Origin of the sequence: Marmoricola sp. Leaf446 (assembly GCF_001424755.1) — a bacterium.
Lineage (GTDB): Bacteria > Actinomycetota > Actinomycetes > Propionibacteriales > Nocardioidaceae > Marmoricola.
This window is the reverse complement of the sequence record NZ_LMRF01000001.1, coordinates 749,406-761,537: the sequence shown is the minus strand read 5'-3', so window position 1 is coordinate 761,537 and position 12,132 is coordinate 749,406. Positions and strand designations below refer to the sequence as shown.

The 12,132-nt window shown below is 73.9% G+C and carries 13 protein-coding genes; 4 read left to right on the top strand and 9 right to left on the bottom strand.

From position 1 onward, the window contains the following. On the bottom strand, window positions 1–678 hold the full coding sequence (gene pdxH, locus ASG49_RS03535) for a pyridoxamine 5'-phosphate oxidase (protein WP_056537148.1): 678 nt from the start codon (window positions 676–678) through the stop codon (window positions 1–3). A gap of 82 nt (window positions 679–760) precedes the next feature. Here pdxH and ASG49_RS03530 point away from each other — a divergent pair, with 82 nt between their 5' ends. Beyond that, complete coding sequence (locus ASG49_RS03530; RefSeq protein ID WP_056537145.1) at window positions 761–1,891, top strand: citrate synthase 2; 1,131 nt, start codon at window positions 761–763, stop codon at window positions 1,889–1,891. An 82-nt stretch (window positions 1,892–1,973) separates the two neighbouring features. Here the strand turns inward: ASG49_RS03530 and ASG49_RS03525 are convergent, their stop codons facing one another. After that, window positions 1,974–2,606: a hypothetical protein gene (locus ASG49_RS03525; protein ID WP_156384160.1), complete on the bottom strand. Its 633-nt coding sequence runs from the start codon at window positions 2,604–2,606 to the stop codon at window positions 1,974–1,976. 94 nt (window positions 2,607–2,700) lie between these two features. Between ASG49_RS03525 and ASG49_RS03520 the strand changes: the two genes are divergently transcribed. Continuing rightward, window positions 2,701–3,786, top strand: a complete 1,086-nt coding sequence (locus tag ASG49_RS03520) for an NAD(P)-dependent alcohol dehydrogenase (protein WP_082533748.1) — start codon at window positions 2,701–2,703, stop codon at window positions 3,784–3,786. Window positions 3,787–4,014: 228 nt separating this feature from the next. On the opposite strand, the gene ASG49_RS18135 is transcribed toward ASG49_RS03520, so the two are convergent. Continuing rightward, the gene (locus tag ASG49_RS18135) at window positions 4,015–5,085 is read right to left on the bottom strand and encodes a bifunctional GNAT family N-acetyltransferase/class I SAM-dependent methyltransferase (protein ID WP_082533747.1); all 1,071 of its coding nucleotides are present in this window, start codon (window positions 5,083–5,085) and stop codon (window positions 4,015–4,017) included. Window positions 5,086–5,103: 18 nt separating this feature from the next. Between ASG49_RS18135 and serC the strand changes: the two genes are divergently transcribed. After that, entirely contained in the window at window positions 5,104–6,210 is a 1,107-nt protein-coding gene (serC, locus tag ASG49_RS03505; protein ID WP_056537140.1) for a phosphoserine transaminase, read from the top strand. Here the strand turns inward: serC and ASG49_RS03500 are convergent. From ASG49_RS03500 to ASG49_RS18855, 3 genes are all read right to left on the bottom strand, one after another. Beyond that, entirely contained in the window at window positions 6,207–7,112 is a 906-nt protein-coding gene (locus tag ASG49_RS03500; RefSeq protein ID WP_056537135.1) for a hypothetical protein, read from the bottom strand. The genes serC and ASG49_RS03500 overlap by 4 nt on opposite strands. A gap of 320 nt (window positions 7,113–7,432) precedes the next feature. Then, on the bottom strand, window positions 7,433–8,644 hold the full coding sequence (locus tag ASG49_RS03495) for an SAM-dependent methyltransferase (protein ID WP_056537132.1): 1,212 nt from the start codon (window positions 8,642–8,644) through the stop codon (window positions 7,433–7,435). A gap of 12 nt (window positions 8,645–8,656) precedes the next feature. Beyond that, window positions 8,657–8,812: a hypothetical protein gene (locus ASG49_RS18855; protein ID WP_162244491.1), complete on the bottom strand. Its 156-nt coding sequence runs from the start codon at window positions 8,810–8,812 to the stop codon at window positions 8,657–8,659. Here ASG49_RS18855 and ASG49_RS03490 point away from each other — a divergent pair. Continuing rightward, the gene (locus ASG49_RS03490; protein ID WP_056537128.1) at window positions 8,805–9,299 is read left to right on the top strand and encodes a thioesterase family protein; all 495 of its coding nucleotides are present in this window, start codon (window positions 8,805–8,807) and stop codon (window positions 9,297–9,299) included. The genes ASG49_RS18855 and ASG49_RS03490 overlap by 8 nt on opposite strands. A gap of 7 nt (window positions 9,300–9,306) precedes the next feature. Here ASG49_RS03490 and ASG49_RS03485 read toward each other — a convergent pair whose 3' ends face one another. Genes ASG49_RS03485 through ASG49_RS03475 form a run of 3 tightly spaced genes read right to left on the bottom strand, consistent with a single transcriptional unit; the run spans window position 9,307 to window position 12,110 of the window. Beyond that, complete coding sequence (locus ASG49_RS03485; protein ID WP_156384159.1) at window positions 9,307–10,344, bottom strand: phosphatase domain-containing protein; 1,038 nt, start codon at window positions 10,342–10,344, stop codon at window positions 9,307–9,309. Between the two features lie 48 nt (window positions 10,345–10,392). Beyond that, complete coding sequence (locus tag ASG49_RS03480; protein WP_082533745.1) at window positions 10,393–11,664, bottom strand: MFS transporter; 1,272 nt, start codon at window positions 11,662–11,664, stop codon at window positions 10,393–10,395. Next, a complete protein-coding gene (locus ASG49_RS03475) occupies window positions 11,661–12,110 on the bottom strand; it encodes a MarR family winged helix-turn-helix transcriptional regulator (protein ID WP_200936187.1) in 450 nt (149 codons plus the stop codon). Before ASG49_RS03475 ends, ASG49_RS03480 begins: the two co-directional genes overlap by 4 nt. Window positions 12,111–12,132: the final 22 nt, after the last annotated feature.

Here is a 12,132-nt window from a genome sequence, read left to right as displayed (position 1 = left end):
TCACGGGGCGAGCCGGGTGAGCGACCATCCCTCCCCCGGGCCGAGGCGGTAGACCAGGCGGTCGTGCATCCGGCCCGAGCGGCCCTGCCACAGCTCGACCACCTCGGGCGTCACCCGGTAGCCGCCCCAGTGCGGCGGCACCGGGACTTCGACGCCCTCGAAGCGCGCCTCGACCGCGGCGTACCGCTCGTCGAGCTCGGCCCGGGACCCGACCTCCTCGCTCTGGGGCGAGGCCCAGGCTCCGAGCTGGGACCCGCGCGGGCGCTGGCCGAAGTACGCCGCGCTCTCGGCCGGCGACACGCGCGCCACCGCGCCCTCGACGCGGACCTGGCGCTGGAGGTCGTGCCAGGGGAACAGCAGCGCCGCCCGGCCCGAGGACTCGAGCTCGCGCCCCTTGCGGGAGTCGTAGTTGGTGTAGAAGACGAACCCGGCCTGGTCGAGCCCCTTGAGCAGCACCGTGCGTGCCGCCGGGGTGCCGTCGGCGGCGACGGTCGCGACCACCATCGCGTTGGGCTCGTGGAGCCCGGCCGCGACCGCCTCGTCGAGCCAGCGGCGTACGGCCGAGACGGGGTCGGCGGGCAGGTCCCCGGGCTCGATGCCGGTGTCGCCGTACTCCTGGCGCAGCGCGGCCAGGCGGTCGGCGGCGGGGTCCGCTGCAGGGTCCTGCGGGGTCGTCATGACCCGACCCTAGGCCGGGCGCCGAGCCCCGCGCTGGACGGTCCTGCTGACCGAACTGGCCAGTAGGTGCACAATGCGTCGCATGACTGAGGTGCACCACGGGCTCGAGGGCGTCGTCGCCTTCGAGACCCAGATCGCTGAGCCCGACAAGGAAGGCTCGGCGCTGCGCTACCGCGGCGTCGACATCGAGGAGATCGTCGGGAGGATCCCGTTCGAGAAGGTCTGGGGGCTGCTCATCGACGGCGCCTACGACCCGGGGCTGCCGCCGGCCGAGCCCTACAACCTGCCCATCCACACCGGCGACGTGCGCGCCGACGTGCAGGCCGGCGTGGCGATGCTCGCGCCGATGCTGGGGATGAAGCAGACCTACGACATCAGCGACGAGCAGGCCCGCACCGACCTGTCCCGGATCGCGGTGATGGTGCTCTCCTACGCCGCGCAGTCCGCGCGCGGCATCGGCCAGCCGATCGTCCCGCAGAGCGAGGTCGACGGCGGCACCACGCTGGCGGAGAAGTTCCTGATCCGCTGGAAGGGCGAGGCCGACCCCAAGCACGTCAAGGCGATCGACGCCTACTGGAGCTCGGCGGCCGAGCACGGCATGAACGCCTCGACCTTCACCGCCCGCGTCATCACCTCCACCGGTGCCGACGTCGCGGCTGCCTTCTCCGGCGCCATCGGCGCGATGAGCGGTCCGCTCCACGGCGGCGCCCCCGCCCGGGTGCTGACGATGATCGAGGACGTCGAGAAGAGCGGCGACGCGACGGCGTACGTCAAGAAGCTGCTCGACGACGGCGAGCGGCTGATGGGCTTCGGGCACCGCGTCTACCGCGCCGAGGACCCTCGGGCCCGGGTGCTGCGGCGCACGGCCAAGGAGCTCGACGCGCCGCGCTACGAGGTCGCCGAGCAGCTGGAGCAGGCCGCCCTGGCCGAGCTGCGCGAGCGTCGTCCGGACCGTGTGCTGGAGACCAACGTGGAGTTCTGGGCGGCCATCGTCCTGGACTTCGCCGAGGTGCCGGCGCCGATGTTCACCTCGATGTTCACCTGTGCGCGCACCGGTGGCTGGTCGGCGCACATCCTGGAGCAGAAGACCACCGGTCGGCTGATCCGGCCCTCCGCGATCTACGCCGGCCCGGGCGAGCGTCCGGCCAGCTCGATCGAGGGCTGGAACGACGCCTGGGGCGACACCTCGGCCGACGAGGAGCTCGTCGTCTGACCCGTCCCACCCCGTCCGGACCGACCGCGTTTGTGCTCGCCGCCCGTCCCCCCACCACCGGGGAGACGGGCGGCGGCCGTCTCTAGCGGGCGCGGGCGACGCGCCCGACGTACCAGCTGGTGCGACCGGCACCGCCCGCCTTGGACAGCGAGACGTGCACGTGGTCGCGGTGGCGCAGCGTCGCCGAGCAGCGCGTGAGCGGCTTGCCCCGGCACGAGCTGCTGACGTACGCCGTGGGCGCGAACTGGCGGTAGGCGGCGTACATCCGGTCGTTCCAGATGACGTACATGACGCCCATCCGCCGGGCCAGCTCGGCTCGCTCACCGGTGGGGCCGGTGGCGAACAGCGCGGTCAGGTAGCGCTGCGCCCGCGCGCGGTCGGCCACCTTGCGGGCGTCGAGGGTCCAGTCGAAGGCCCGCCCCTCCTTGTGCTCCGAGAGCGACCCGCCGCAGGCCCGCGAGATGCCGCCGGCCCGGCCGCCGTAGGTCGCGACCGCCCACCGCTGCGCGGCGACCGCGCCCGGCTTGGCCGTCGGCGAGCAGGTCGTCTGCGGCTCGTAGCGCGCGTAGGGCTCGACCGGCGCCGGGGTCGTCGTGGTCGGCGGGGTCGGCGGAGGCGTCGGCACCGGGTCGTCGGCGTGGGCGCCGGGCGCGGCCAGGACGAGCAGCAGGGCGGCCGAGAGAGCGGCGAGGAGCGGAGCGAGGATACGGCGCATGGTGACCTCCAGGGGTTCCACCACGGTACGAATCACATGTCCGGTTTGTCTGTTGTTCACGCATACTCGTCGCTGAACGGGGCACGGGCCCGGCATGAGTGAAACGTCTACTACCTCCACCGGCGGTCGCACCGCCCAGGCCCTGGTCACCCAGGGCGCCTCCCAGCCCTTCGAGCGCAGCACCGTCGAGCGCCGCGCCCCCCGTGCCCACGACGTCGTCATCGACATCAAGTTCGCCGGCATCTGCCACTCCGACATCCACCAGGGTCGCGAGGAGTGGGGCCAGTCCCTGTTCCCGATGGTCCCCGGCCACGAGATCGCCGGCGTCGTCGCCGAGGTCGGCTCCGAGGTCAGCAAGTACTCCGTCGGCGACCGCGTCGGCGTCGGCTGCTTCGTCGACTCCTGCCGCGAGTGCGAGAACTGCAAGGCCGGCGACGAGCAGTACTGCCTCAAGGGCGAGGTCCCGACGTACAACGGCAAAGAGTACGACGGCGAGCCCACCTTCGGCGGCTACAGCACCTCGATCGTCGTCGACGAGAACTACGTGCTCGGCATCCCCGAGGGCGTCGAGCTCGACGTCGCCGCCCCGCTGCTGTGCGCCGGCATCACGCTCTACTCCCCCCTGCACCACTGGGAGGCCGGCCCCGGCAAGAAGGTCGCCATCATCGGCATGGGCGGCCTGGGCCACATGGGCGTCAAGATCGCCGCGGCGCTCGGCGCCGACGTCACCGTGCTCTCGCAGACCACCTCCAAGGAGGAGGACGGCAAGCGGTTCGGCGCGCACCACTACTACGCCACCAAGGAGGAGTCGACCTTCGAGGAGCTCGCGGGCCACTTCGACCTGATCGTCAACACGGTCTCCGCCGACCTCCCGATCGACAAGTACCTCGGCCTGCTCGGCCTCAACGGCACCCTGGTGCACGTCGGCATCCCCGAGGGCGACAGCTCCTACCAGGCGTTCTCGCTCGCCGGCATGCGCCGCAGCATGGCCGGCTCCAAGATCGGCGGCATCCGCGAGACCCAGGAGATGCTCGACTTCTGCGCCAAGCACGGCCTGGGCGCCGAGGTCGAGGTCATCGGCGTCGACGACGTCGACAAGGCCTGGGACCGCGTCGTCGACTCCGACGTGCGCTACCGGTTCGTCATCGACACCTCGACGTTCGGGGCCGGGGCGGCCTGAGCGGTGGGCAGTTTCACCGGCCAGCCGGTAAAACTGCCCGCCGATGCCCGGTACGTCCGTTTCGGCGGGCAGTTTCCCCCGACCAAGCGCCCGTTTCGTCCCCTCCGGGGGACGGAGCGGGCGTTCGTCGTACGCCGGTCGGCTCACTGTCAGACCAGGGTCGTCAACAAGCCGGTCGGACGACCCTGATCTGACAGTGAGCTGCTGATTACCCGGACGTCCGGGTAATCAGCCCACCCGCCCCACCACGACGTACCTCTCGTCGGTCGTGGGGCCACCCCACAGCGCCGGGTCGTCGAGCAGTCGTACGCCGAGCGAGGGGGCGACCGCGCGGACCAGCTCGGTGCACTCGGCCATCGTCAGCCCGGCGCCGGTGTGCCAGCGGCCCTCGACCAGGACGAGCCGGCCGCCCGGCGCCAGGAGCGCGGCCCAGCGACGCAGCGCGGCGGCGGGGTCGGGCAGGGCCCACAGGACGTGGCGGCACAGCACCACGTCGTACGACGCCGCGTCGAGCGGCGGGTCGGCGGCGTCGCCCAGCCGCGCGTCGACGCCGGAGGCGACGGCCCGCTCGACCATCGCCGGGGAGAAGTCGACGCCGGTGACGGCGTGCCCCTCCTCGCTCAGCAGCACGGCCAGCGTGCCGGTGCCGCAGCCGAGGTCGGCGACGCGGGCGGGCGCGGGCGGGAGCGCGCTGCGCAGCAGCGTCCGCCAGGCCTCTCGCACGGCCGGGTCGCGCAGCCCGTGGTCGGGCTCGTCGTCGAAGGTCGCGGCCGCGGCGTCCCACGCCGCGCGGGAGCCCAGCGCCCGGGCGTAGCACCGCGAGAGCGGGGCGTCGGCGTAGAAGCCGAACCCCGGGACCTGGCGGTAGCCGCTGGACTCGTAGAGCGCGATCGCCTCGGGCTGCTTCTCGCCGGTCTCGAGCACCATCGCCTCGGCGCCGGCCTCGTGGGCGGTGCGCTCGAGGTGCGCGAGCATGCGGCGGGCCAGGCCGCGGCCGCGGGCACCGGCCACGACGTACATCCGCTTGATCTCCGCCGTGGCGGTGGTGCCGGCGTACGCCACGTCGGTGCGGCGCCGCCACGCCCCGGTGGCGACGGGCTCGCCGTCGAGGTAGCCGACGAAGAACGAGCCGAGCGGCGGCTCGAAGTACGACGCGTCCAGCGGCGTCAGGTCGGGCCCGCCGTAGCGGACGACGTACTCCTGCTGCACCTCCTCGACCAGCCGCTGCGAGTCGGGGTGGGTGAAGCTGCGACGGACGACCTCGAAGCCGGGGACGGGGCCTGCAGGGACGGGGCACATCGCTGACACACTAGGACCGTGGCCGACCTCGTCATCCCCCCGGACCTGCTGCCCGCCGACGGACGGTTCGGCTCGGGTCCCTCCAAGGTCCCCGACGGTGCGCTGGACCGGCTCGCCGCCTCCGGCCGCACCCTGATGGGCACCTCGCACCGCCAGGCGCCGGTGCGCGCCCTGGTCGGCCGGGTGCGCGAGGGGCTGGGCCAGCTGCTCGGGCTGCCCGACGGCTACGAGGTGGTGCTCGGCAACGGCGGGTCGACGCTGTTCTGGGACGTCGCGACCTTCGGGCTCGTACGCCGCCGCAGCCAGCACCTGGTCTTCGGCGAGTTCAGCCAGAAGTTCGCCGACGCCACCGCCGCCGCCCCGTTCCTCGACCAGCCCGACGTCGTCCGGGCCGAGCCGGGCTCGCTCGCGACGCCGCATGAGTCCGACGTCGACGCCTACGCCTGGCCCCACAACGAGACCTCGACCGGCGTGATGGCGCCCGTGCGCCGCGTGGCCGACGACGGCTCGCTCGTCCTGGTCGACGCCACCTCGGGCGCGGGGGGCCTGCCGGTCGACCTCACCGAGACCGACGTCTACTACCTCGCCCCGCAGAAGGGCCTCGCCGCCGACGGCGGGCTGTGGCTCGCGACCTTCTCCCCCGCCGCGATCGACCGGGCCGCCGAGCTCGCCGGCGAGCGGTGGATCCCGGCCTCGCTCGACCTGCCCACCGCGATCGAGAACTCCCGCAAGGACCAGACCTACAACACCCCCGCCATCGCGACGCTGTTCCTCGTCGCCGAGCAGCTGGAGTGGATGCTCGCCCAGGGCGGCCTCGAGGCGATGGTCGCGCGGACGACCGCCTCCTCCGACGCGCTCTACGGCTGGGCCGAGGCCTCGTCGTACGCCGCTCCGTTCGTCGCCGACCCGGCGCACCGCAGCCTCGTGGTCGGCACCGTCGACCTCGACGACTCCGTCGACGCCGCCGTCGTCGCAGCCGTGCTGCGCGCCAACGGCGTCGTCGACACCGAGCCCTACCGCAAGCTCGGTCGCAACCAGCTGCGGATCGCGATGTTCCCGGCCGTCGACCCCGCGGACGTCGCGGCACTCACCCGGTGCATCGACCACGTGGTCGAGCGGCTCTAGGAGGATCCCCGGCGACGCCGCACCAGCCAGGTGACGGCCGCCAGCCCGACGCCGCCGAGCAGCAGCCCGGTGCCGAGGGCGAACCGGTCGGTGCCGGCGCCCCGGCTCGTGCTCGGGGGGCCCGGCGACGCCGTCGCGGCGGGCGGCGTGTTCGGACGCGGGCTCGGACTCGGGCTCGCCGAAGGAGTCGGGGCTGCCGTCGGGTCGGCCGTGGCCGCGCGGGAGAGCTGAAAGACCGGCGTGCCGGCTCCTTCGCTCGCGACCCTGGTGCGGCCGCCCGGGCCCACCGAGAGCGCCTCGCCCTGCGGCTGCTCGGGCAGCGGGACGCGGCGCACGGGCTCCCACGAGGGCCAGGCGTAGAGGCCGGCCTCGGCGTACCCCCGCACCAGCACCCGGGTCGGCGACAGCAGCGCCGCGTCGGTGGCCAGCGCCTCGCCGACGGTCGCGACCTGCTCGAGCCGGTTGGGGCCGGTCGGGTCGAGCCGGGCCGGTGCGCGCAGCACGGCCCCGCCGGCGACCGACTTGGTGACGACCACGAGGCGACCGTCGGGGTCCACGAGCAGCGACTCGGCGTCGGCCGGGCCGTCGGGGTAGGTCAGCTCGTACGCCGCCACCGCGCGGCCGTCGAGCGGCACCCGGGTGACGGTGACCGACCTCCGCACGGCCCGGTTGTCGCCGATGTCGCCCACCCACACGGCGCCCTCAGACGGGTCGCCCACGGGGGCCAGCGCCTCGACGTCGACCGCCTCCCCGGCGTACTCCCTCACCGCCACGGTGCGCCCCTCCGCGTCGAGGACGAACAGCCGGGCGACGTCGCCGGAGTCGTTGGTGAGCACCGTGCGCGAACCGAGGTCGACCATCCCGCTGGCCTCGGCGATCCGCTCGTCCTGCAGCCGGAACACCTCCTGCGGCCCGTCGTCGGCGGCTGCGGCCGGCGCGACGAGGCCGGGGAGGACCGCGAGGGCGGCGAGGGCGGCGAGGGCGGAGACGGCCGCTGTGCCGGCGGGCGACCTCGGGACGTCAGCGCTCGTCGGAGCCGCTCGGGAGGACGATGGTGTCCCGAGGTGGGTCGGGCCAGGGCGGGTCGGCGGCCGGCCCGGTCCGTCGTACGCCGCGGCTGCTGCGCCGGAAAGTCTGCTGCTCCGCCGGGGATGTTGCTCCGGCGCAGTGACGGTTTCCCGAGCGACCTTGGGATTCCACGCGCCACCCACGCACCACCACCTCAGCCCGCCGACGCACGACCCAGCCGCTCGGCGAGCGCGGGGCGCAGGTGCCAGGTGGCGACGAGGTCGTCGTACTCCGTCGACGCAGGCCGGGCGCCGCCGCGCACCCGGACCGCCCGCAGCAGCGTGTTGCGCGGGGTGTGGGCGCTGTCCACGAACTCCGCGACCTCGACGCGGTAGCCCTCCAGCCGCAGCAGCGAGGCGCGCAGGGCGTCGGTGAGGGTGTCGGCCAGCCGCTCGCGCAGGATGCCGTCGCGGGTCAGCATGTCGTAGCCGGGCGGGGTGGGCTGCTGCCGCAGCTGGGCGGAGACGTCGTGGTGGCAGCACGGGGCGGCGAGCACGAGGTCGGCCCCCCAGCGCACCGCCCGGGCCAGGGCGTCGTCGGTGGCGGTGTCGCAGGCGTGCAGCGCGAGCACGACGTCGGGCGGCTGCGGCAGGTCGACGTCGTCGATGCCGGCCTTCACGAAGTCGACCTGGTCGGACACGCCGAGCGTGGACGCCACCTCGCTGTTGTGGCGCCGCGACTGCTCCTTGACGTCGACCCCGGTGAGCCGGACCGGCATCGTCCGCGCGAGCCAGGCGTGCGCGGCGAAGGTCAGGTAGGCGTTGCCGCAGCCGAGGTCGACCACCCGCAGCGGGTCCTCGGGCGTCGGCGTGCGCAGCGTGCCGGCGCGGTGCCCCTCGGCCACGGCGGCGTCGAGGGCGCGCACGAGCTCCTCGACCTGGCGGTACTTCGCCTGCCGCGACGGCTTGACCCGGCCCTGCGCGTCGGAGATGCCGAGCGCCCGCAGCACCGGGTGGTCCTCGGGCAGCAGGCGCTGCTTGGCGTGGTCGTGGGCGCGCTCGGGTGCGACGGTCTCGGCGCGCTCGGTGGTGTGCAGCAGCGCCTCGCCCTTCTTGGTGACCCGCAGCTGGTGGGTGCGCTCGTCGGTGTCGACGTGCCAGTTGCCCCAGGCCTGGCCGAGCAGGTCGTCGAGGACCGCGCCGATCGCCTCGGGCCCGGCGTGGTTGCTCGTGTGCGCCTGCGTCTCGTCGTAGCTCACGACCTGGAGGTGGCGACCGGCCTTGAGGTCGACGTAGCGCAGCTCGACGCGCGTGGACCGCGGCGGCTCCTGGCCGCGGCGGCGGCCGGTCGCCAGGGCGCGCACGAGGTGCTCGTCGTCGAGGATCTCGGCCCGGAGGCGGGCCAGCGTGGGCTGCAGCTCGGCCATCGTCGGGGGCGGCTAGCGGGTCAGCGCGGCGATGACGACGATGAGGATGAGCCCGCCCAGCGCGACCGGGATGACGAGTCGGCGGTAGCGCGGGTTCATGGTCGTGGAGTCTAGGTCGCGCGACGGGGACGGCCGGCGGCGGTGGGGTACGGTCGCGCGGGTGAGCACACTGCCGTCGTACGCCGAGATCGCCGCCCTCCCGTCCTACAGCGAGCGCCCCGTGCCGGTCGCCTTCGAGGACATCAACGGGCACATGAACGTCCGCTACTACCTCGGGATCGCCAGCGAGGGCCTTGACGAGGCGCTGACCGAGGTCGGCATCCCCACCAACTGGGCCGACAAGGGCTTCGCGATCTTCTCCGCCGAGCACCACCTGACCTACGTCGCCGAGCTGCTGACCGGCGACACGGTCTCGGTGCGGGTGCTGCTGGTGGGCCGCTCCGAGCGGGCGCTGCACCTCGTGGTCTACCTGCTCGACGACACCCACGAGCAGATCAGCTGCGTCGTGGAGGAGATCTGCCTCCACATGGACATGAGCACGCGCCTGACCTCGCCGTGGCCCGAGGAGGTCGCCGCCCAGATCGACGCCCGCGTCGCCGAGCACGCGGCGCTCGAGGTGAAGCCGACGCTGTCGGGGTCGATGGCCCTGCGCTGAGGGGCGCTCAGTCCGAGGCGGCCGCCACGGCGGCCACGCACGCCTCGTCGACCAGCCCGAGCGCGGCCAGCCGCCGCGCCATGGTGAGCGAGTCGGGTGCCAGCACCAGCGGCACGCTCGGGTCCCACCCGGCCACCGCGCGCTCCACGACGCCGTCGCGCGGGTCCAGGCGCACCTCGCGGATGCAGACGGCCAGCACCCGACCGGGGTGACGACGGACCGTCTCGGCGTAGATCTCGGGGTCGTGCTCGCCGGAGTCGCCCAGCAGGACCCACCGCAGGTCGGCGTGGACGCCGAACAGCTCGTCGATGCGCTCGCGCTTGTGGCCGCCGGTGACGAGGTCGCGCAGCAGCACCGGCCCGGCGGGGAAGCCGCGGTGGGCCAGGAACTCCAGCAGGAACTCGTGGAGGTTCCACGGGCTGGAGCTGACGTAGAAGACCGGGGCGGCCTCGTCCGGGCCGGCGAGGCCGCGGTAGAGCTCGGCCGCCCCGGGGAACGACGTGCGCGTCAGCGCCGAGCCGGTGAGGGTTTGCCGCAGCATCGTCCAGGTGCGCTGCACCCCGGTCTGCAGCACGGTGTCGTCGACGTCGGACAGCACGCCGAGCGCGGCCCGCCCGTCGCTCGTCCGCACGCGCACCTCGGCCTCGGCGTGCTCGACCCCGCGGTAGGCCGCCGCCAGCACCACCCGCCCGGTGGTCCAGGGCGAGGTCAGCGTGGCGCCGTCGAGCTCGGCGCGCAGGTAGCCGTCGGCGTCGGTGACCACCTCGGCGGTCGCGCCACCCACCTCCACCCGCAGCCGTACGCCGGGCAGCTCGGTCGTCAGGAACCCGCGGGCCGTGCGCCGCACGGCCGCCCACGGGCTCTCGCCGGCGAGCGTCTCGGCGGGCTCCGGGTCGTCGACCACCCGGCCGCGGACCACGACGTGGCCACCGGCGCCGTGGGCGACGTAGGTGACGATGCGCAGCTCGGTCGGCACCCGCCGGGCGCCCCGCAGGGCGTCCCACCGCCGCTCGACGCGGCGCAGCATCCCGCGCGCTCCTCCCACCGGTCGAGGGTAGCCGCGACCGGGCCGAGTCGGGCCGAGCCGGTCTGCTCAGGAGGCGACGGCGACCGCGCGGACCGGGTCGGTGGTGACGACCCGCTCCCCGAGCAGGTGCCGGCTGCGGGCGAACAGCGCCACCGAGACCAGCACGCCGAGCAGGGTCAGCCCGCCCCCGCCGACGAGCGTCCAGCGGGCCCCGAAGGTCTCCCCGAGCCAGCCGATGAAGGGCGAGCCGATCGGGGTGCCGCCCATGAAGACCATCAGGTAGAGCGCCATCACCCGGCCGCGCAGGTGCGGCGCGGTGGCCAGCTGCATGGTGGTGTTCGCGGCGGTGATCATGGTCAGCGCCGAGAGGCCCAGCAGCGGCACGATCGCGGCGTACGCCCAGTAGGTCGGCATCAGCCCGGCCGCGATCTCGACGACCCCGAACATCACGGCCGCGCCCACCACCAGCCGCAGCCGCACCCGGACGCGGCGGGCCGCGAGCAGCGCACCGCTGAGCGAGCCGATGGCCATGATGGAGCCGAGCAGTCCGTACTCCGTGGCGCCCTTGTCGAAGACCTGGGTGGCCATCAGCGCCGAGGTCATCTGGAAGTTGAGCCCGAAGGTGCCGGCGAAGCCGACCACGCTCAGCACCAGCAGCAGGTCGGGACGGCCGCGCAGGTAGCGCACGGCGTCGCGGATCATGCCCTTGTGGCGCTCCTCGGGCACCGTGGTGAGCAGCTGGGAGGAGCGCATCCGACCCAGCGCCAGCAGCACCGCGCCGTAGCTGAGGCCGTTGATGACGATCACCCAGCCGGTGGCGGTGACGCCACCGCCGAAGGCCGCGATCAGCACGCCGGCCAGGGCCGGGCCCATCATCCGCGCGGCGTTGAACGACGCGGAGTTGAGGCCGACCGCGTTGCTGAGGTCGTCGGGCCCGACCATCTCGCTGACGAAGCTCTGCCGGGCGGGGGCGTCGAAGGCCGAGCCGGTGCCGAAGACGAACGCCAAAACGTAGACGTGCCAGACCTCGACGGTGCCGGTCACGGCCAGGACGCCCAGCACCAGCGCGGTCAGGGCCATCACGGTCTGGGTGATCTTGAGCAGCCGCAGCTTGGGCATCCGGTCGGCGATCAGGCCGGCGTACGGCGAGAGCAGCAGCGCGGGCAGGAACTGCAGCCCCGTGGTGATGCCCAGCGCGACCCCGTCGTTGGTCGCGAGCAGCACGACCAGCCAGTCCTGCGCCACCCGCTGCATCCACGTCCCGGTGTTGGAGACGACCCCACCAGCGGCGTAGAGCCGATAGTTGGGGTTGTGGAGGGCACGGAAGGTGGGGCTCAACTGGTGGCCAATCTCTGCAGCAGCGGGGCGACCTGCCGGAGCAGGGCGCGTTCGTCGGGGGTCAGGTCGCGCAGCCGCTGGGCCAGCCAGGCGTCACGTCGCCGGCGGTCGGCCAGCAGCACCTCGCGGCCGCGGTCGGTCAGGTCGACCAGGGTGGCGCGGCCGTCGGTCTGCGAGGGTCGCCGGGCGGCGTACCCGTCCTCGACCAGGTGGTTGACGGTGCGCGTCATCGACGGTGGCTGCACCCGCTCGTGGGCGGCCAGCGCACCGACGGTGCACTCCCCCTCGCGGAACAGGATGCCGAGCGCGCTCAGCGCCGCGACGCTGAGCGTGTTGCCCGGCTCCCGCTCCCCACGCAGCCGCCGGGACAGGCGCATCACCGACAGCCGGAGCTCGCTGGCGAGCCCGGAGTCGGTGCGCGAGGCGGACTGCACGGTCGGGGTCATGTTGCTTAGCGTAACTCATTAC